At 46.0% G+C, this 21,366-nt stretch carries 17 protein-coding genes; 5 read left to right on the forward strand and 12 right to left on the reverse strand.

The window, feature by feature from the left end:
* Positions 1-56 precede the first annotated feature (56 nt).
* The 4 genes from RUMAL_RS19865 to RUMAL_RS19880 all read left to right on the forward strand — a co-directional run bounded on the left by RUMAL_RS19865 (position 57) and on the right by RUMAL_RS19880 (position 6,108).
* The gene (locus RUMAL_RS19865; protein WP_028504496.1) at positions 57-1,172 is read left to right on the forward strand and encodes a hypothetical protein; all 1,116 of its coding nucleotides are present in this window, start codon (positions 57-59) and stop codon (positions 1,170-1,172) included.
* A 195-nt stretch (positions 1,173-1,367) separates the two neighbouring features.
* Positions 1,368-3,401 (forward strand): recombinase family protein, encoded by a 2,034-nt coding sequence (locus RUMAL_RS21105; protein WP_013483873.1) that lies wholly within the window; start codon positions 1,368-1,370, stop codon positions 3,399-3,401.
* A complete protein-coding gene (locus RUMAL_RS19875; RefSeq protein WP_013483874.1) occupies positions 3,394-4,992 on the forward strand; it encodes a recombinase family protein in 1,599 nt (532 codons plus the stop codon). Before RUMAL_RS21105 ends, RUMAL_RS19875 begins: the two co-directional genes overlap by 8 nt.
* 57 nt (positions 4,993-5,049) lie before the next feature.
* Positions 5,050-6,108 (forward strand): hypothetical protein, encoded by a 1,059-nt coding sequence (locus tag RUMAL_RS19880; RefSeq protein ID WP_028504497.1) that lies wholly within the window; start codon positions 5,050-5,052, stop codon positions 6,106-6,108.
* Positions 6,109-6,208: 100 nt separating this feature from the next.
* Here the strand turns inward: RUMAL_RS19880 and RUMAL_RS19885 are convergent, their stop codons facing one another.
* From RUMAL_RS19885 to RUMAL_RS19930, 9 genes are all read right to left on the reverse strand, one after another.
* On the reverse strand, positions 6,209-7,471 hold the full coding sequence (locus RUMAL_RS19885; protein ID WP_013483876.1) for a hypothetical protein: 1,263 nt from the start codon (positions 7,469-7,471) through the stop codon (positions 6,209-6,211).
* 382 nt (positions 7,472-7,853) lie between these two features.
* Positions 7,854-9,455, reverse strand: a complete 1,602-nt coding sequence (locus RUMAL_RS19890; RefSeq protein ID WP_013498894.1) for an AAA family ATPase — start codon at positions 9,453-9,455, stop codon at positions 7,854-7,856.
* 133 nt (positions 9,456-9,588) lie between these two features.
* Positions 9,589-11,226: a recombinase family protein gene (locus tag RUMAL_RS19895; RefSeq protein ID WP_013483878.1), complete on the reverse strand. Its 1,638-nt coding sequence runs from the start codon at positions 11,224-11,226 to the stop codon at positions 9,589-9,591.
* Positions 11,213-12,082 (reverse strand): recombinase family protein, encoded by an 870-nt coding sequence (locus RUMAL_RS19900; protein WP_013483879.1) that lies wholly within the window; start codon positions 12,080-12,082, stop codon positions 11,213-11,215. Before RUMAL_RS19900 ends, RUMAL_RS19895 begins: the two co-directional genes overlap by 14 nt.
* A complete protein-coding gene (locus tag RUMAL_RS19905) occupies positions 12,072-13,610 on the reverse strand; it encodes a recombinase family protein (protein ID WP_013483880.1) in 1,539 nt (512 codons plus the stop codon). Before RUMAL_RS19905 ends, RUMAL_RS19900 begins: the two co-directional genes overlap by 11 nt.
* Positions 13,611-13,723: 113 nt before the next feature.
* Positions 13,724-13,933 carry a hypothetical protein gene (locus RUMAL_RS19910; RefSeq protein WP_013483881.1) on the reverse strand — a complete coding sequence of 70 codons (210 nt, stop codon included), beginning with the start codon at positions 13,931-13,933 and terminating at the stop codon, positions 13,724-13,726.
* Positions 13,926-14,177, reverse strand: coding sequence for a hypothetical protein (locus RUMAL_RS19915; RefSeq protein WP_013483882.1), 252 nt, complete (start codon positions 14,175-14,177; stop codon positions 13,926-13,928). The genes RUMAL_RS19910 and RUMAL_RS19915 overlap by 8 nt, the downstream gene beginning before the upstream one ends.
* A 507-nt stretch (positions 14,178-14,684) precedes the next feature.
* On the reverse strand, positions 14,685-16,058 hold the full coding sequence (locus RUMAL_RS19925; RefSeq protein WP_013498895.1) for a DNA primase family protein: 1,374 nt from the start codon (positions 16,056-16,058) through the stop codon (positions 14,685-14,687).
* Positions 15,994-16,608 carry a CHC2 zinc finger domain-containing protein gene (locus RUMAL_RS19930; protein WP_013483884.1) on the reverse strand — a complete coding sequence of 205 codons (615 nt, stop codon included), beginning with the start codon at positions 16,606-16,608 and terminating at the stop codon, positions 15,994-15,996. Before RUMAL_RS19930 ends, RUMAL_RS19925 begins: the two co-directional genes overlap by 65 nt.
* A gap of 219 nt (positions 16,609-16,827) precedes the next feature.
* Here RUMAL_RS19930 and RUMAL_RS19935 point away from each other — a divergent pair, with 219 nt between their 5' ends.
* Positions 16,828-19,356, forward strand: a complete 2,529-nt coding sequence (locus RUMAL_RS19935; protein WP_013483885.1) for a hypothetical protein — start codon at positions 16,828-16,830, stop codon at positions 19,354-19,356.
* On the opposite strand, the gene RUMAL_RS19940 is transcribed toward RUMAL_RS19935, so the two are convergent.
* Genes RUMAL_RS19940 through RUMAL_RS19950 form a run of 3 tightly spaced genes read right to left on the reverse strand, consistent with a single transcriptional unit; the run spans position 19,339 to position 21,261 of the window.
* Entirely contained in the window at positions 19,339-19,680 is a 342-nt protein-coding gene (locus RUMAL_RS19940) for a hypothetical protein (RefSeq protein ID WP_028504500.1), read from the reverse strand. The two genes, RUMAL_RS19935 and RUMAL_RS19940, sit on opposite strands and share 18 nt — an antisense overlap.
* Positions 19,622-20,908: a relaxase/mobilization nuclease domain-containing protein gene (locus RUMAL_RS19945; protein ID WP_013483886.1), complete on the reverse strand. Its 1,287-nt coding sequence runs from the start codon at positions 20,906-20,908 to the stop codon at positions 19,622-19,624. The genes RUMAL_RS19940 and RUMAL_RS19945 overlap by 59 nt, the downstream gene beginning before the upstream one ends.
* Positions 20,908-21,261: a plasmid mobilization protein gene (locus RUMAL_RS19950; RefSeq protein WP_013483887.1), complete on the reverse strand. Its 354-nt coding sequence runs from the start codon at positions 21,259-21,261 to the stop codon at positions 20,908-20,910. The genes RUMAL_RS19945 and RUMAL_RS19950 overlap by 1 nt, the downstream gene beginning before the upstream one ends.
* Positions 21,262-21,366: the final 105 nt, after the last annotated feature.

Consider the following 21,366-nt stretch of genomic DNA (forward strand, 5'->3'; position numbering starts at 1 on the left):
ACTATTTTCTGTAGAAAAAACGATAATTTTCTGTCGCGTTATGATAATTTTCTTGCATGGAAAAGTTCATCTATTTTTCTGAGGTGGCATATGCTTGGTTTACGATGAGCCGCGAGGTTGAAGTAAAAGGAATCAAAATGGTAGCAACAGTCCCTGAAGATTTACAGATTTCTGTTGGTAAGATTACTGCTACCAAGAACCTTAATGACACAGATAGCTTTTTGGCTGATTTAAGCAGCGGAAAGGCGATTGCTCCAACGGAAAATATCATGTGGTCGAACACTGTAAATTTAAGCCAGTATTATGAATTTGGTCGCTTAATTCCTGCTTCATCCTCTAAAGGAACGAATATATTCTTTACTCCCGATGCAACAGAAGAAGGTAAAAATGTTGCAAGAAATGCAAAATATATACAAGCAGCAACAGGATTGACGCCTACAACTAGCACTTCTAGTATGATGGCAACACTTCATGCTAGAACGGGTGCCGCTGATGCATGGGCGGCTCCAACTGGAACGGGTTATACTCAAGCTGTAAACTACATGGATACGCAGGATGATGGATATTATGTTGATATTCCCGTATGGATTAGAACTTCCACCACTGAAAATGTTGATCTTAAAGTTGAGGGCTTTGTAATTCCTAAGGATGCAACTAATAAAGGTTTAAAGGATGCAACAGCGGCTGAACTGTATAAGGCTACCCGTGTAGCCATCTTACCTGCTGCTGGCGATACAACTAATGCCGAAAAAGGTACTAAAGGTGTAATTGACCTTAAGGATGGTGCTGCTACTGATACACCTGGTTGGAGTAGTGTTACCTCAATAATTGACTATTATGGCACCAGTGCAATGCACGGGATAGCTAATGGTGCAGTTAAAGCTGCAGTAGACGCAAATGGTACAGAGAATCACGTTGAGGGTGGTTCAGAAACCAATGCTGATAATTGGTCATTAATTTACGAAGCTGCTACTGTATATAATGGAACAGCGAGCATTGCAACAATTGCAGGTGCGACAGCTGGTGCAGAGTATGGAACAGCAACACAGCTTTGGATTCGTGTATGGCTTGAAGGCGAAGATCCCGAGTGTTGGAACAAGAATGCTGGGCAGGATTGGAATATATCGCTTAAGTTCTCAAAGATTGAACCTGCCGCACCATCTGATCCGTAACAACCACACTAAACAAAACATGGATATTTGTGTCCCCCCTCCTCGCAGAGGGGGGATTTTTTTAACTATACACATCATCGCGATGCAACACTATACTGTAATCGGCAAAAAAGATGAACCATTAAACATAAAAATATTCTCATAATAACGCTGTCACAAAGCCGTGCTATACTTATTCTGAAAGGAGTTGATAGCATGGCTGAAATAACTATAATACAGCCAAGAGAACAGCCCCGCAGAAAACTTCGCTGCGGGGCATATTGCAGGGTATCGACGGGGCGAGAGGAACAGCAGCACTCATATGAGGCGCAGCGGCTGTGGTTCATGACGCTGCTCGGTGGCTCGCAGACAGAGGAGCTTGTGGACATCTATGCGGACATAGGGATAAGCGGAACGACCACCGACCGCCCTGAGTTCATGCGTATGCTTAACGATTGCAGGCATGGGTGCATTGACCGCATACTCACCAAGTCGATCAGCCGCTTCGCCCGCAACACCCGTGATTGTCTTGCAATACTGCGTGAGCTTCGGGAACTGGGCGTGACGGTTTTCTTCGAGAAAGAGAACATCGACACTGCGAGAACTGCCGACGAAATGATGATAGCGATTATGGGCGGTCTTGCACAGGAAGAATCGCAGTCCATTTCGAGGAACATTCGCTGGAGCCTGCACCGCAAAATGGCGGCAGGGACGCTCGGCGTGGCGCGTGTACCTTACGGTTATGACAAGGTGAACGGCAGACTTGTGATAAATGATGAACAGGCGGCGGTCGTCCGGCGCATTTTTTCGCTGTATCTCGGCGGAATGGGTGCAAGACGAATCGCCGCTCTTTTCAATTCCGAGGGTCTGCCTGCACCCGAATCCACCGCATGGAACAATATCACTGTCTACAAAATGCTCGCACAGGAGATGTATCTCGGTGATATTCGCTGGCAGAAAACAGTGTCCGTGTTTATGGGGACAAGCCACCCGAACACGGGGCAAGCTAACAGCTTCTATGTCAGTGGAAGTCATGAGCCGATAATTGACCGAGAGACTTTTGAATCGGCGCAGGCTTTGCGGTTAAAAAGCGTTCGTCCCGCCGAAAAGACCAATAACAGCCCGTTTCGTCAAAAGGTTGTCTGCGGAATTTGTGGGAGGTCGTACTACTTGATTGGTGCGGCTCGCCCTTACTGGCAATGCACGAGGCGATTTGATCTTGTCAAGCCCTGCACGAACGATATTCTGCATGATGAAACGCTTTCCGACTTGTGGCGAGTGATATGGACAAAGTTCACCAACCATGCCGATGATGTTCTCCTGCCGCTTATTGGGCAGCTTGAAAGGATCGCTGAAAAGGTCTCTGAAAATGCAGAAAGCGGTCGCCTTGACGAAATAATGCAACAGAAAATGACCCTTCGCAAAATGTGTGCGGAGGGTCTTATTTCTTATGGGGAAGTCATAACCTCCGAGACCGAGCTTAACGCCGAGTATTCCTCCTTGATTGAGAATTGCAGAAAACAAAAGGAGCATAATTCACTTTTGATAAATGAGGTAAAAACGCTCTACAAAGCGGTTTCCGCTGCTCATAGTGATTGTTGTGCCGATATTCTCAAATCTATCCGATTTGCCCACGATACCGCTGATTTTGAGCTTGTGAGCGGCATACATATCATTATGAGCATCCCGAAGCATAAAAAACGAATAATTACATCACATAATCCTATAAATGCGATTCGCTCACTTGCCTTGTGCGGAGGCTGCGGAGGAAGGCTTTCACGGCGCAAGGTCGAGGGTGTATATCTCTGGAAATGCTCAAACCGCCGTTGTTCTTATTGGAGGTCAAAGCATACGGACGAAGATATGATAGGCAACACAACTGACGTTTTTTCAAAGGTATACGCTGACCCACGCTTAGTAAGTCTTAAATGTTCCATGACGGAATATCGTCCAACGGAAAGTGTTCTCACAATGCTGGAAAGCCTTGAAAAGCTGATAGCTTTGGGAGAAAACGCTGAAATGCTTATCAAAGCGGCGGTTCATCTTGCAGAGGAAAAAATCGGCTGCATTGAGTACAACGTGAAAACCGAGCAGACCGCGCATATAGAGGACGCTATCAAGAATTGTGTGGAGCTGCCGGAGTTTCTAATACAAGCGGTCAGGCACATCTATGTCACGCCCGACAGAGTGCGTGTTAAGTTCATCAACGGAAAGACGGTCAAAAGTGAAAGGAGCACCAACCATGAGTAATATAAAGACAGCGGCAAACGTGACACTTATCCCTGCAAAGGAGCAGGCAAACAGCGTATTTACAGGCAAAAAGCTGAAAGTGGCGGCTTATTGCAGGGTCAGCACAGACGAAACCGAGCAGATGAACAGCTTCGGAGTACAGATCGCGTACTACACCGACTACATCGGCAGCCGACCCGACTGGCAGATGATCGGCATTTTTGCGGACGAGGGCATCAGCGGCACGCAGACCGAGAACCGCACACAGTTCAACCGCATGATCGAGCTGTGCCGCAAGGGGCGCATCGACCTGATACTCTGCAAGTCGATCAGCCGTTTTGCGCGGAATACCGTCGATTGCCTTGATTTCGTGCGTGAGCTGAAAAGGCTGAATGTGGCGGTACAGTTTGAAAAGGAGAACATCAACACGCTGTCGGTCAGTTCGGAGTTTGCGATAACGCTGTACGCAAGCTTCGCGCAGGCGGAAAGCGAGAGCATCAGCCGCAACATAACATGGGGTATCGAAAAGTCGTTCAAGGAAGGCAACGTGCGGTATCAGATGAGATACACGCTGGGGTATCGGCTGGTGGACGGCGTTCCGCAGATAATCGAGGACGAAGCCGTGATCGTGAGGGAGATTTTCAGCCTTTTTGCGGGCGGTATGAGTCTGCGAAAGATAGCAGAAAGACTAACCTCTGAGGGTGCAGCCCGCAGAAATGGCAGCACCGTCTGGAACCGCGACCATGTGAACTCTATCCTCAAAAACGAAAAATATGTGGGAGACGCCATTTTGCAGAAGTACTATACGGTCGATTGCCTGACCCACACCTGTGCGAAGAACAACGGTCAGAAGCCAAAGTATCTGGTGCAGAACTGTCACGCCCCGATCATCGACCGCGAAACTTGGGACAGGGTGCAGCTGGAGTTGTCCCGTCGCAGTGCTATGACGAAAGGCAACGCTCGCGGGGGACGTTACCGCACTGAATACGCCCTGAGCGAGCTGCTCGTCTGCGGCAGCTGCGGCTGCAATTACAAGCGTGTGCTGTGGAAAAGTGGCACCGGCAAGCGTGCCGTGTGGCGCTGCAAAAGCACTCTTGACGGTGGTAAGGCGAGGTGCGATTCGCCCAGCCTGCACGAGGAAGCACTGCACAGCGCGATAGTGAGGGCGATAAACGAGCAGATACTTGACAGTAGCGGCTTTGATAGACAGTCTGCTCTTTCCGCAGATACCCTTGAATCCGAAAACGCCGACCTTGAACGCAGGATAGCTTCGGTCAGTGCTCGCCTTGGAGAAATAGAAGTTGAGCGTAACCGCCTGCTTGCGGATATTTCTGCTATTCCTGCCGACGTTCTTGGTAGCAAGTTAAAGCTCCTGCACACGGAGGAACAGGAGCTGAAATCCAAACTTGATGAACTGAACAGCAAGCGCGATTCGGGGCGGCATGATCTGTACCGTATCAAGGCGGCGAGGAATCTGACGCATGGTATTGAAGCGCTCGGGGAGTTTGATAATGATCTGGTCAGACAGGTTGTTGAGGAGATCACTGTTAAGAGCGCTGATAAGGTCGTTGTGAAGTTTTGTGGTGGCGAGAAGGTAACAGTTAAGGTTTAATATTTTATCATCTTTGCGGTCATCTCTTTTTCAAAAGTGGAATATGCTTGGTTTACGATGAGCAAGGAAGTTGAAGTTACAGGAATTAAGATGACAGCTTCAGTTCCTGAGAATATTCAAGTTTCACTTGGTGCTGGTACAAATGGTACAGCAGGTTTAACAGGCGCTTCGTTTGTGGAAGCAAACGATGGTTCAACTCGTACACTTACTGTCACAACTCCTAGTGTAGCAGACGGAACAACAGATTGGACTAATACTGTTGCAATATCCGATTACTATACTTTTGGTCGTTTGACTCCTGCTACATCAAAAGATGGCAATGATATATTCTTTACTTCTGATGCTACTAGAGCTGGTCGTGCGCTGTTACAAGACACTTATGATGCAAATCAAAAAGCACTTACTGGTAAGAGTTATGCGGCATTCGTTCAAGCAGATACAGCTGCAACAAGTAAATATCAGGCATGGACAGAGCCTAATGATGTAACTGGTGCTTCAATGACCACAACCACAAAGGGTGCTACTACTAATGTGACTATTGCGGATATTGATAAGACTGGTGGAGGTTACTATGTTGACATTCCTGTATGGTTTAGAACATCTATTACGGGTGCGGAAAATGAGAATGTTCAGCTTGCTGTAATCGCAACAATTACTCCTAAAAAGACAGGTGCTACTGCTGATGCAGTAACTACGCCTGATTTGTATCTTGCTGCTCGATGTGCATTGATTCCTAGTGGTGGAAGTGCAGTTGGAGCAATTATGGATAGCACAACAAAGTATTACCATACTGAAGAGGGCGCTGTAGATAGTGTTAATGGTTATGCTCCAGCATCTGCGTATACAGTAAATGCTGCAACCGATAATTCGACTGCTCCTACATGGGTTCAGGTAGATCCTGTTACACAAGCCACAACTGCGGCTATAAATGATGGAATTGCTGGTGATGGTGAGGCGGTAGTCCTTGTGCCTAAGTCTACATCAACAAGTGGCGAATATGGCTCTGCTGCCGCTTATACTTTACGTGTTTGGCTTGAAGGCGAAGATGTTAACTGCTGGGATGAAACTGCCGCTCAGGACTTCCAGATTGATCTTAGATTCATAAGAAAGAGCTAATCTTTATAGTATATGAACTCATAAATTATGCAATATAGCCCCTCTCTCCAAATTCGGAGAGAGGGGCTTATGGTATGCTTTATGGTTTTATATACAACTATTAGCTTTCGATCTTTGCAAACTTCAGAGCAATTGCCCAATCCTGTCCAGCATTATCATTCCAGCATTCAAAGTCTTCACCATCAAGCCAAACTCTTATGATGAGCTTCTTAGCAGCACCATACTGTCCATTAGTTGTACTACCTGCAACAGTTGCTACATTAGACCAGGCAGAAGCAGCAGAAGTAGGTGTTATGCAAGTGTAGTCAGTATAAGTACCAGCATAAGTATCAACCACTCCATCACCATCGGGATCAGTTGCTGTTGTAGCTGCTGCACTTACGCCAGCATACATCTGCCCCTCAGCACCCTTGGCATACTTTGGCTGATTTGCAGCAGTAAGTGCTGACGGAAGAGTTCTGCCAGTAGTAGCAAGGTTAGCAGAGTCGACAACAGATGTAAGAGTATTAGCCCACGGATTTGCAACGCCTGTAATAGCTGAAAATGTTCCATCTGTAACATTAGCTGATGTATCCCATGCATCTTTCAAAGGAATTATATTATTAGTGTTTGCAACTGCTGCATCACCTGCGGTACAAGCAACAGCACCAGTAGAAGCATTTTCAGAAACTGTCTCACCATCAAGGATTGCAACCCTAATTGCTCTGTACAGTTCAAGATCTGTTTCCTTGTTTGATGCGCCTTCGCCAGTATTTAAACTTCCAGGTAAAACATAGCCATCAACAGAAAGATTTATAGCTTCATTAGAAGAGGTTCTAAGCCATATAGGAATGTCAACATAATAACCATCATCTTTTGTTTTATTCCAAGTATCTGCCTGAGCATAAGCACCTGTACCTACAACGTTCCAGTTATCAGCTGTTGAAGTCTTAGCATGCAGCGTAGTTTTGTAAGTTGTTCCAGTGCCAGCGTCCGCAACAGGTGTGAGTTTATCTGTCGCTTGATAATAAGAAGCATTACCCTTAACTGTTTTACCAACACCATTTGCATCAGGCGTAAAGAATATCTCTCTGCCGTCATATGAAGATGCAGGTATCAATCTACCAAACTGGTAATAAGCACTTATATCTGCACTATTTGACCAATCCCACGATTTTTCAGGAGCAGAAGCACCGCCATTGTCAGCAGCACCAGCCGATGCAGAATACAGAACACCAGTACTAGCTCCAAGAGAAACACCATTCTCATCAACTTCAGCAGAATTGGGTGTATCGACATCTGCTAATCTTCCTAACGAAATCTGCAGGTCTTCTGGTACGGTTGCAGTCATCTTAATACCTGTGACTTCAACTTCCCTGCTCATGGTAAACCAGGCATATATCGCTTTAACGGTATAGATACATAGCCTTAAAACCGCCTAATATCGTCATTTTTCACACTTTATTTGAACGTTCAAAAAAGTGTGTTTTCGTAGATGACCGAGCCTATTTTGTACCGACTTTCATTTTCAATATCTAAAATTGATATTTCGTATATCAATCATTCATAGCTGTGATATTGAACGCAAAAAATAATAATATAATAATTTTAACCTCGCATTTCTTATTCATCGTGACAAAATATCGGTGCATTATTTATCCATAGTGAACTTGTAATTTGTTTCGATAAAAGCACAAAGCAATCTCCCCTTGTATCATTGAGAAATAATACAAGGGGAGAAATTATCTCTGTGAAATTTTGAAAGTTTACTTTGTGACCGTTTCTATCGTGCAAGTATGAACCTTAGTCTTTTCATCATAGTTGATGCCGACAAGTATGATCTTACCTTTACGGTTCTTTAGGATAGTCGGATATTCACGGTCTTTGATCTGCTGAATGGCTGCCGTGTCAGACTTGTTCCATTTCAGCTCGATAACAAGTGTCGGATCGGTAGCCTTACGAGGAATGAAAACAACATCAGCGATACCCTTACCGCTTGGAAGCTCCTCGATCTTCATGTAGTTATCAACACAAACGATATAGGCAAACTTGATAACATACCTGAGTGCCTGCTCGTCATTGTAATAGGTGGGAGCATAGTTCATCATACGAATTTCGTCAATGGCTTTCGCAACAGCTTCTTCATTTCCGCTTATTGTATCTTGCAGGAGCTTTTTGGAATTACTGAGAAGATCGACCAGCACTTCATGCTTGGTCATTTTAAGGATATTGGAAAATTCAAGCCTGATTTCGTCGTTCGGGATATGAACAAACTCCCTGATGATCTCGTCCTCGTCATCGCCCTCTCCGAGTATCTCAACTTTCTGTTCGTATGCCAGATAGCCGAGGTGAACAAGTAAGGTCAGAACATCGTCTTTCAGCTTGAATCCTGTTACGTCATTCTTAAAACTGCTTGTGTTGATCTCAATGGTCTCGCCAGCAATAAGCTGTGCAATATCCCCTTGCAGACCTTCTTCGTCCATTTCAATATAGTCAAGCAGATTATCCGCCGCCGAGGTCTGTCTCCAATACGATGTGTATTTTTTCTTTTTGGCAGCACAGATAACCGAATACGGGTTGTAAACAGACTGAACATCACCAACAGTATAGCCGTCATACCATTTCTTCATCTTGCGGAAGTCAGCGTGATATTTGTCGCATATCTTATGAACATCTTCTTCCAAAAAACCAGTATATTTTGCAAATTCATCAGGCTCTATGATTGAATGTTCCTCAAAATCAGATATAGCAGACTGTGAACCATCTTTCTTTATAGGCAGGATACCTGTCATATATGCTGCGGCAAATATCTTGGGCGTTGTTGAACTGCTTTTAAAAAGCATACGCAAGAACAGTAGGTATTCTTTGGAATTGACCATAGACTCACGAATGGGTGCGTCCCACTCGTCTATTATCATCACAATTTTTCTGCCTGTTTTTTCTACTGCGTTAATAAGCGTTTGATCGAATGATGAACCTTTTATGATGTTTGTATCAGTAGCAAGGATTTCATTTTCAACGTTGTCCTTAATGAATTGAATCAGCTTCTCAGGTTCAACTTTTTCAAGCAAATTTGTCATATCAAGATAAATAACATGATATTTATTGATATTACTCTCATAGGTTCTATCGCTGCTGATCTCATACTTTTCAAAAAGGCTGTGAGAATCGCAAGTGTAGTCATAGTAGGCACAAAGCATTTTAGCAGCATAAGACTTGCCGAAACGGCGCGGACGGCTGATACACACCAATTTGCTCGGAGTATTGATACGCTGATTTATCAAGGCGATAAGACCTGTCTTATCAATGTAGTCACCATTCAGCACTTCCTCAAATCCGCTGTTGCCGGGATTGAGATATGTTCCCATAAAAATCACCTCCGTGATCGTAACACGATACACTTTATCTATTCTATTATACCCTATATCAAACAAAATTGCAAGAGGTCACAACTAATTTCTTCCGAAAAATCGTAGGCTGTGACCTCCTGCATATGTAACATTACTTCTCTACCGCCACATTCATTTCATGCCCATCCTTGAAGATGATCTGCACCTCGTTCTTGGACAGTACCCTGATAACCTCAATGACCTTGCGGACGGTCACATCGTCATATTCGGCAAGGTGGCAGTCATGACGGCGCAGCTCCTCACCGACAGCCATGAGAGCGTATTTCTTCTCATCACTCAGCTTGGCTTTGGTCTGCATATCGTCAAGCTGGGTTTTCAGGTAGGCTTCCTCGTCGTTCAGGCTCTCAAAGTTTTTGTCGAGGGCATCTTCATCGACTGCACCGCTTGTGATCTGACGGACAAGTGAATCCCTCTCGTCCTCTATTTCTTCAAGGCGTTTCTGTATTTTGGCAGTCTGTTTCTGCATATCGCCATTGTCGCCGATGACAGCAAGGATATTCTGCTCCATTCGGGCAAGCATATCGCCGTTTCGGGAATAGACAGCGTTCAGAGCCTTGACGATAGCATTTTGCAGGCTTTCTTCGCTGATTGAGGGAGAATGTTTGCAGTATTTACTGCCGTGATCGAGCCTGCTGATACACCGCCACACGATACGCTTGTGACCGTGTGAAGTCCATGTTACCCTTCGGTATGCCGTTCCGCACTCTCCGCATATTAGAATATCGGTCAGGGCGTATTTGCTTGAATACTGCCCCAATTCCGTCCTTGCCTTTGCAGAGCGTTTCTTGATCGCTCCACGCTTCGCAAGTTCCTGCTGAACACGATTATATGTATCACGGTCGATAATGGCAGGGTGGCAGTCATGAACGATGTACTTATTTTTCTCGCCGTTGTTCTTGACACGCTTGTGGGTGATGCAGTCGATGGTGTAGCTTTTTTGGAGGATTGCATCGCCTGCGTATTTCTCATTTTTGAGGATGAAATTCACATTCGCCCTGTTCCATGTTGACGAACCGCTTCGGCGTTTGATACCCTCCGACTGCAATTGATCTGCGATGCCCTGCATACTCATACCGTCAAGAAACATGACATAGATACGGCGGACAATCTCCGCTTCTTCCTCCACTATATACGGCACACCGTCCTCGCCCATGCGGTAGCCGAGTGTCTTGTCGAGAACATACTTGACCTTGCCCTCACGGAAAGATTTCTCGATACCCCACGATACATTTTTGCTGATACTCTCGCTCTCTGCCTGAGCGAATGAACCATACAGCGATATGATAAATTCGCTGTTCATCATCATGGTGTTAATGTTCTCTTTCTCAAAAATAACGCCAATGCCGAGCAGTCTCAGTTCACGGATATATTCAAGACAATCCACAGTATTTCGGGCGAAACGGCTGATTGACTTGCACAGCACAAGGTCGATTTTCTTTTGCTGACACTTGCGTATCATCTTGTTGAACTGCTTGCGGTTCTTGGTCTGCGTACCGCTGATGCCCTCGTCTGCGAATATGCCTGCAAGCGTCCATTCGGGGTTGGAGTTGATGAGGTTCGTGTAGTATTCTATCTGCACCTGATAGCTGTTCGCCTGTTCCTCGCTGTCGGTGGATACACGGCAGTAGGCAGCCACACGAATTTGCCTGTATTTGGACTGTTTCAGCTCGGCAGGCGAGAGGGCAGGTATCATCGTAACATTGGAAGCCATATCGTTATTCTTCGGCATTGTTAACCTCCTTGTATGCGATGCGCTTTCCGTTTCTGAACTCTATCGCTATAACCTTGTTTTCATCAACGGTTATTCTGCTTACGATCTGCAATAAAAGCTCCGTATCAATCGTTTCGGAAGGCTCATGTCCTGCAATCAGGTCTTGAAGCTCCTGCGTGATATACGGCTCTCTGCTGTATGTGCAGGCGTTGTATTTCATGACTGCCAGCGCAAGCGTTTTCGACTTTATCAGCTCATATTCAATGGGCTGAACAGCACAGAGCTGAGATATTTCCTTTTCTGCCTGCCGTATTTCTTCGGTAGGCTCATACACAGTCAGAGGCGTACCTGTTTCAAGCATATCGGAATTACCGACAACATCGTTCATAATGCTCTGCACCACCGACACGAAATAATCATCGGGAATCCTCGGCTTAAAGTTCGCACAGCCCTTACGAGTACACCGCCACCGTTTGTAGCCTGTCCTGTCGGAGAAATGCACCATATTCGTACCGCACACGGTACAATAGGACAGCTTTTTCAGCACCGTGTAGGTATCGGGGACTTTCACTTTTTTGGCTGAGTTTCCGATATTTGAAGCGCCGAAAATGTCCTCCGAAATGATTGCAGGATAGCCGTCCGCACCGCAGTACCGCCCGTCACGGAGAATGCCGTACACCTTGTCGATAGCTTTTTTCTTATCCTCCGAGAAATAGGGTATCTGTTCATCATAGAGTGCTGCACCGATCTTACTGCCAGATAAGCCGTTTGCCTTTTCGTCAAAGATACGGCGGATTATCTCGGCTTCACCAATATCAACAGCGATCCTGCCCTCTGCCCAAATGTAGCCGTAGGGGGTCTTTTTAATTGCCATTCCTATCCAACCTTTCTGTAAATTCAAGTCCGCTGGGCAGCCTGAAAGTCAGCGTATCGCCCGAAATGGTGATGCTCTCGACTGCTGTTTCAAGTATCTCCTTACGGGCTTCGGGAGTGCCGTCATAGCCTTTGAAAAGCTCTGCAAGAGTTTCCATATCATCAATGGTCTTGTCCTTGTTCTCACTTGCCCTGTCCATACTGCGTGACAGGCTGCTGATCTGCATATCAATTTCCGTGACCTCACGGTCATACTTCTCGGTGGTGATAAAGCGTTTTCTGTACAGCGTGGCGAGCCTGAGCTTCTGCTCTTTCAGGTCGGCAATGGTTTTTAGCTGATTTGCTCCCTCTGCCGTACCGTATTCCATAAGTCTTTGAAGCTCCGTGAGCTGTGCATAGCACTTGCCGATGATCTCCGCATTATGGGTATGGAGCTTGTCGCACAGTGCTGTGAAAGCAGTCTGCAATTCATCAGCATATAAAACAGTGTTATTGCAGGGATTGCCGACATCGTAGCGATAACCGCATTGCCAATAATCACGCTTTTTGGAGCGTATCAGGGCATATGTGTGACCGCATTTTCCGCAAATCAGCTTCTTTCTGAATGGCGATTCGACCTTAGTGCTTTTCTGAGGTGTGGACGCTTTCCGCATATCCCTGACAAGGGCGAATTTCTCCTTGCTAATGATGGCAGGGTGGCTGCCCTCGATGTAATACTGCGGCACCTGTCCCGAATTGGGAATGAACTTCTCACCCATGAATTTGGAGTAGGTTTTCTGCCAGAGTGTATCGCCGATATACTTCTCCTGTTCCAGAATGTTCAGCACCGTCTTTTGATTCCACGCTTTACCTGTGGGTGAGGGTATGCCCTCATCGGTCAGAGTAAGAGCGATCTTCCTTGCACCCATTCCGCTGATATACATATCGAATATCCTGCGGACGACCTCGGCTTTATCGGGTTCGATGATGAGCTTGCCTGTTTTCTTCTCTTTGGTGTAACCGTAGGGGACACGGCAATGCCCGAACGTACCCGATGCCATTTTCTTTTGAATGCCCCAGCGGACGTTGTTGGATATGGACTGTGATTCCTCCTGCGCCAGACCGCCCATGACGGTTATCATCATTTCGTCCGATAGCCTTGCCGTGTCGATATTTTCTTTCTCAAATGCTATGGTGATGCCCAGCTCTTTCAGCTCTCGGATAGATTTCAGGCAGTCCTTAGTATTTCGGGCGAAACGGCTGATAGACTTCGTGACGATACGGTCGATTTTGCCAGCCCTGCAATCCTCCATGAGCCTTTGAAACTCCACACGCTTATCCATGCTCGTCCCCGAAATGCCCTCATCTGCGTACACACCGACAAGCTCCGATGTCTCCGAACCTCTGTACAGGCTCGTGAAGTACCGCACCTGTGTTTCGTAGGAATGCTCCTGATCGTCCTTGTTGCTCGATACTCTGCAATACGCAGCCACTCTGATACGTCCCTGCCTGATCTGCGACACGGCAGGGATCACTGTCATTTTCTTCATAAACATCAGCTCCTGTTTTTACTGTTCAGATTTTGATACATATTTACGGTTTAGATGACCTGTTGCTTTTTGAATACGGAACAAGCAATTCGCCTGTTCCGTACCAATTCCGTTTAATCTTCGTCAGTGCAGTATGTCAGCCCATTCTGCAACTGGATAAAAATGCACTCGTTTCTTTCATGCTCCTCGCCGTCCGATGCCATCATCGCTTCAAGAAAGAAATGCTGTGCGTCTTCACGGTCAGACCATACACGTTTTACTCCGTTGCAGACGGTTGTAATCTTGCGACTGCGGTTCATTGCCAATTCGGGGATTTTAAGCATCTGTGATACCTCCTAAACCATAATCTTCGATAGACGGATAACTGGAGAAGATCATATCACGGTCAAGCTCGTCAATTTTTCTGCGCTGTTCCTCGGTGATAAGGTTCTTGCTGACGAGGTCGGCAAGAATTTCACGGCTGACAGCGTAATAATACTCTGCCTGACCGTAGCGTGTCCGCTCCGTTACACTGTCGCTCTTTGTACAGAGAGCCGATGTACTTTCGTAGGATATTCCGTTAAGCATTGTTCCTCCTTCCCCTTGTCGGGGAGACATGGAATACCCTCATCTTCAATGTTACACTTTAAAGCGGTGAAAGTCAACTGTTTCGCAGCAAGTTTGGAGATGCGCCGCAAGAGTGACACTGAAAAGGGATATTCCCCGGTTGATTTTGCACATACATATAGCAATACAAGAAAATAGCAGCATAAAGATTTCGAGAGAAAATTTCACAGTGCAAGGAAAACGACCGCAGTTGGGCTGTCGCCCTGCAAGGGAGTTTGACGCAGCAATGTGGAATTTTATCCGAAAGATTTGTGTTGGTATTTTCTTGGATTGCTATAATATAGGTGCGACTTACAAAAATGGTGTCTTGGTGTCTGAATGGCGTAATATCGCCGTTTTGGGTGTCTGGTTTGCCGTCTTATCAGACAGAAAGGTGTCTGCTCCATACACCCTGCCTGTCTTTCATACACCATTTCAGACATCTGAAACAACGTAATATCGCCGATAAGACACCAAGACACCTTAAACTCAGGTCGATATATATTTTATAGCGATACCTCTGAATCCTCTGACGGTCTTTCCACCTACTGAGATGTTATTGGTGTACTTGATGCTGAACTGGTCGCTGTTCTGCTTTACCCAGCTTGTGAAAGTGTCTCGCTTCAATGCCGTCAGAGCATTATCATCACACCATCGGTAATAACTGTCATATAGTGCCGCCGATGAAACGCACAGCTTTTCCCCATACATCACCCTGTCCGTATCTTCCAGAAACTCCGTGATATTGCAGTTATCCTGCATAGTCTCCATGACGTTCTGCCTTGCCCTGTCGGATATCGTGAAGCGGTAATTGTTGGCAAGCAGGCGGAGCAGTCCGTCATACATCCAGCAGAAAATCTTCTCTTTCTCAGCGATGAATTTCTCGGCGATATAGGGGTCAATAATTCGCCTTTCGGGCGGCGGCAGGGTGGTAAGGATTATCATTCGGCGTGAGAAGCCCTTGCTCTTGTCATAGAGCGTTTTGGGACTGCCGTTGCCGAAGCACAAAAGCCGTGTATACAAGAGCGCCTGTTCCGACTGCTTGCCCTTTGCTTCAACATCTATGGGCGTTTCGGCGGTGACGAGGTTCTTGATGTAACCCGTTGAGGACAGCGCCTGCATTTGCATATCGTCATCTATCATAAGCAGACGGTCTTTCAGATTGTAGCGAAAAAAGCGGTCTGTCTCGATTCGGTGGATATTGCCCGTAAGCATATTATCCCTGAAAATCTCACGGAGTACGATGCCGATGCGAGACTTTCCCTCGCCGCCCTGACCTATGAGAAACATCATCTTTTGCCCTTTCGTGGAGGGTATCAACAGATAGCCGAGATATTCCTGCAAAGTGACCACATCTTCCGGTGTGAGCAGTTCCAACAGAAACGTCATGAACTGTTCGGGATAATAAGCACCGTTTCGGATATTCGGGTCATAGCAGATGTTCAGGCGGTTGGTGCAGAACTCCCTGTTGGGATAGAAGTTCCCTTGGAGGTCCAGCTTTCCGTTCTGAACATGGATAAAGTTCATGTCGGGCGGTATAGGCTCGCTGTATGTATAGAGCCTGAGCGCGTCCATTATCTGCACGACTTTCTTTGACAGCCCTATCCACACACCCAGACGGAGCATACGATAGACCTCGTTGCCGAGTGCGTTCTCGTCCACAAGTCCGTCATAATCGAAGAACCGTCCGCCGATGCATTTCATAGGGTGCTTCTGCGTGAACAGCTTGCAGAATTTCAGCTCATTAACGGTGGTCTTGTCCAGCATCCAATCGGGAAGCTCACGCTCTTTCTTCTTTTCAGGTGAAACGGTTGCCGAGGCATTCTCCCCATTCTTCGATACATCGTTTGTATTCTCGTTCAATCCTGTCTACCTCCGTTTTTATTTCTTCCTGTTGCTCTTTGTCGAAACGATTGAACGTTTCAAGCATATACTCCGCATAGCCGATATTCTGCAAAGCGTATACGAAACGCCTGTCCGTTTCATCATCGGGAGAAGTCGGAACATAAAGCATTTTGTACTTGTCCAGCAAAGTAAAATACCTGAGCAGAACATCATACATATGCTCCGCCCTTGCTTTCTCTGCCTTACGCTCGGCGATCTCCCTGCGCCGTCTGTTGACTTTCTCCATATCCGGTGGCTTGTCCACGTCCAGACCAAGTGCAAAATCGCTGTTGAGCTGTTTCACCGCTTCGATAGATGACAAGCCGAAAAGCTCCTGCACCAGCTTGATAACATCGCCGTGTGCCTGACAACCGAAACAGTAATAGTGGTCATCATACAGCTTGCAGGACGGGTGACGCTCCCTGTGGAATGGACAGAGCGCCATGTTTCCTCGGTGGACTTCCACGCCGTAACTGCGGGCGGCGGTGGGTACGTCCACAAGCTCTTTTACTTCATCAAATATTGTCATTAAAAGACCTCCTTCACATACAGCCTTTTTCACCCCAAAAGTTGTACGAAAACGTACAACTTTAAATAAAATATGTTTTTATTAAATTAAAAATCATATGTTATCACAAAATGAGAGCCTGCATTTTGTGATAACAGCACAGCACATTTCCCGATACTTGAAATACATATCGCTTTGTGCTATAATGTATATTGGATAATTATTGAAAGGCGGCTATCTATGTACAAGTTCTGCGACTTTCAGTCTGTTACCAAATTGCTGTACAGTGGGCTGATAAAATCTACGATCAAATCATATAACGTAATGATGAGCGACCTTTTTGGTGCATATAACGCCGCTGAAAGAAAACAGGCGTTTACAAGCAGTGAGCTTTCACGTCTGGGCAACGGTAAGCGTGTGCCGTCAAAAACGTGGGTAGACTTCTATCAGCGGAATGATAAGTCTGTCATGATCGCAGATATTATGAGCATTATTCCAAATATCGTAGATAAAACATCAATGCAGAAAGCACTGTTTGAGCTTTACACCAACGACAGATTTATCCCCGATGATTATATGCAGATATTTTTATCAAGCCATAAACCTGAATATTCCGATGATAACGCACTTGCGGAACTCATTTATGATGTTCTGTTCATTTCTATCGTCCGTCCTTATGAAGAAAAAACAAAGGAATGTTTTGTAGTTATACCCTTTGATGTTTCCGAGAATGAAGTTCCGTTTACAGATCAGAAAGCCGATGTACTGCCCACTGTAAACATAAAATCTCCGGAATCGCCTGACACATTGTTCGCCAACAGCGAATATGTACCGCCGTGTCCGCATTTCTGCGGTTATGCGTCTGATATTGATGACCTGAACACAATGTTTGCAAAGGACAACAAGCTGTTTGTGACAGGCTATCCCTGTGTTGGCAAAAGTGAGTTTGTTCGTGCTTATATTGAGAAATACCGTTCCCAATATAAGAAAATCGGTTATTATTTTTACAGCGGCAGCCTGCGTTCGATCATTGCAAATATGAACTCGGATATGCCTGTATCGCTGAGTGATACAAATAACGCTCTCTACATAAGCAACCTTAATATTCTCCACACACTTGATGAAAGCACCCTTATCGTTATTGACAATTTCAACGTCGGCATTGAAGATGATGAATGTGCGGACGATATTCTCAAACTGAAATGCAGGGTCATCTTTACTTCACGCAGGCGATATGAGGGAGTGACTACATTCAAGCTAAATGGTATTTCCAAGAATGACGGAATGGAGCTTGTAGAAAAGTTTTTTGACAACCCCACGCCTTTAGCTGAACATAGGCTTAAGGGCATTGTCAGTATGCTCGGAAGAAATCCTCTTTTCATAGAAATAGTCGGCAAAATGCTGATAAAGGGCGGCTGTACAACCGAAAGATTAGATTTTGAGCTTCTCGCCGGAGACTATTCCAAATTTGATCAAAAAGTAACCTTCACAAAAGATGGAAAACTCATGAAAGAGTCTCTTATCGGTGTTCTGAGAAATATGTTCGGATTTTCTGAACTCTCGGAGGTTCATCGCAAGGTTCTGTGTATGATGCACGTTGCAGTAGAAGCCCCCATACGAAAAGATGCAGCAATAGCCATGTTTGGGATTAACAGCGTTCAGCCGATAGACGATCTGATCGACGCAGGTTTTGTATCGGAAACTTCAAACGGCATGATACAGATGAGCCATTTCATATCGGAGATTGTTTTCAGCGCCCTGAAACCCGACAAGAATATCTGCCGTGAGCTGATAGACCGAATCAGGCTTATCGGAAAAGATGAAAGTATTCAGTGCGATTTCGGCGATATAAGAAATATCATAGCTGAGTTTGCATTTTTCCCCATAGTAAAGCCTGACACTGAAGCCGTGGAGGTCGCCTTCGACTGTTTCAAATTCTTTTGGCGTATCCATGATATTGAACGTATGGAAGAACTGAATGAGAGAACCTTTACCCTTCGTGGATTGACAGAGCCGAAACAGCTTGCGATACAAGAACTGGAAGAAGCCGCTATCGAAGCCGAAAAGAGAAATTATGTCAAGGCATTGGAATTTCAGAAAAACGCCATTGAAAAAATCATGGCACTTGATGATGAATATCTGAAAGCAGAAGCTGTAAGCAGCTATGCCTATTACCTTGAATATTCGGAAACGGCTGATTCCACCGAAGAATTATATGAAGCCTACCAAAGAGGTATAGAACTGTTTGAAGGTCTTGAACTTGATAACGGCGGCAAAGTGGAACAATGCCGTATCATCACCCGTTATGCCTACTTGCTCCTCATGACCTGTAAAACAGATGAAGCACTTGCGTGGGCTGATAGAGCCGTTAATACACTTGCAAATCTCAGACCAAGAACTGTACCCAGATATGAGTCTTTTGCCGATGCGCTATATGTCGGAGGGCTGTGCCATTTGCTTAAAAATGATGATAAAATCGCAAAATTTGAACTGGACAGGGCTTTCCGCATATACTTAATGGATCACAAAAGAGAATCCGATTTCATCGAAGACAAGCTCGAATGGGTATTCAATTTTGCCTTAGATGTGGACTCTGATATTATGGAAACGAAGCCTTTGAAATATCTGTTTGAGGTTGAAGATGATTACGATGATGACCTTGATGATGACGATCTGATCGATGACGATGAAGAGTTCTTCCTTGATCCCGATGCCTTTACAGAAGATGAGGACACCGATAAATCCGACTCATCAGATGAAATCGAATAACCTCAGCAGCACATCAATCACCACAGCAACAGGTGCGGCATAGTACAAAACATCGCCAATCGTTCTGACGGTGCAGAAACGTTTTACTGACTTGCTGATTTGCTCGGAAGCATTTTCCGCCGCCGCTGTTGCCGATCTCACGCTGTTGGTGCAGGAAGTTATATCCTTCTCCATCTGATCGCTGTTTGCCTGCACATACTGCATCAGCTCGTTGATGGCTTCTTTCTCCTGCGCTTTGACCTGATGATAGATGTTGTAAACACTGTCAGAGACCTCTGTCCTGACGCTTTTTGCGTACTGCTCTTGCAGGCTCAGGTTCTGCATCTGATGTTCGGACAACCTTTGTATTTCGGCGTTTATAGCTGTCGAATAGTTCTTCAAAAGTTGGCACATCTTTAGCGTTGCCGTTACCAGAAGAAGGACTCTCTCGTCCCTCTGTGCGTCCACTGACGATACTCCGATCTCCTCCGCCATTTCCCGAACTCTCGTTTCGATTGCGTCCAGTTCCGGCAAAGGTGCTGCCTGTTTCTTGGTTTCCATTGGTCTTACCCCCTGTCTCTGTGCCTTGTGTGATTGTTCGTACTCCCTGTGGATACGCTCCGCTTCTTTTATCATCTGTTCCCGTGTAAAGACCGCCGTTTGCTGTTTGTGTTCTGTCTGCGGTTCTTGTACTGTCGGCGGTGAGGGCTTCGGCTCTGTCGGCTTCTTGCCCTCGCCAAATCTTGGTAAGCTCATATTTGATTCCTTTCACTGTATATTTGTCACCCAGCTTACTGCCCCTGACCGAGACAAGTTTACCGTTCTTATCGGTATAATTCGGGTGACGGTAGGATATAGTGTTGCCCTTGACACGGCATTCCACATGATAATGCTTCATCAGGGCATTGACCACATCTTCTAAAGTTTTGTTGTTCGAGTCGGCGCACTCGATACGAATGACTTCCCGAAGTTCATCTTTGAATGTTTCCTTACCCTTAGCTTTCATCTGCTTCTCGGCAAAGGTTTCCTTGTCACGGTCGGGATCATCGTTATAATAATCCTTACGGACAGAGTGTACAAGCCCTCGCTTCATGCACTGCTCCCCGAAAAATTCGCACATGGTCTGCAAATCTTTCTGACTGCGGCGGTATGCCTTGCCTGTGACGGTGTGGCAGTTGCCCAGAAGAAAATGGACGTGCTTGTGCGGTTTGTCGGTGTGAACGGCAAACATGACCTGATAGCCGTCAAAAAACTTCTCGGCGAACTCCTTTGCAATGTTAAACACTTCTTCATAGGTCAGCTTGTCATTATCATCGGGAGAGAACGACAGCGACATCTTGAACGCAAGGTTCGTCCGCTTGTTATCACGCTTGCCGAACAGCTTTCGTGTGGTGAGAATGTCACAAGAATAAATGTTGCGGTCGCAGTTCATCTCCCAGCACAAATGCGGCGCAGTTTTTATGACACCTGCCTGCTGCTGTTCGGGCAGCTCACCCAGCATATACCGTGAAGCCCGGTCAAGCTGTATCTGCGATTTGCAGGGTTTATAGTCCACATTGACATTTCCGTACATCACTTAACGCCTTTAATGCTGAACTTCGGATTATCCAGAAATGCAAGAATCCGCTTCATGACGGCTTCATTGGTAATTCGGATAGCCCCGATCTCGGCTCTGACCTTATCGTCCTGCCCGATGTTGGAATAGTAAGCAAGCTGATTGAGGTTCGTGCCGATCTTGCGAATCTCGTGGATAAGCGGTGCGATGTCATCTGCCACGCTGTAGATCCTGACTTCGCTGTCCCTGATTGCTTGCATCAGATAGTCGGTCTTGCTCAGTCCGCTTGTTTCATGCTTGGTATTCCAGAGCTGAAGCTCCTCGTCGGTCAGTTTCAGACTGATCGAGTGATAGCGCTTTCTGTTTATCATTTTTATCCTTTCTCCGCCTGCGGCGGTCTTAGGGGAAGGTCTCGGAGGGGGAACGTCTCTGAGCAGGGAGACCGATGTGTCACTACATCGGTGCTACCTGCCCGG

This window comes from Ruminococcus albus 7 = DSM 20455 (assembly GCF_000179635.2).
In the GTDB taxonomy this organism is placed as follows: domain Bacteria; phylum Bacillota; class Clostridia; order Oscillospirales; family Ruminococcaceae; genus Hominimerdicola; species Hominimerdicola alba.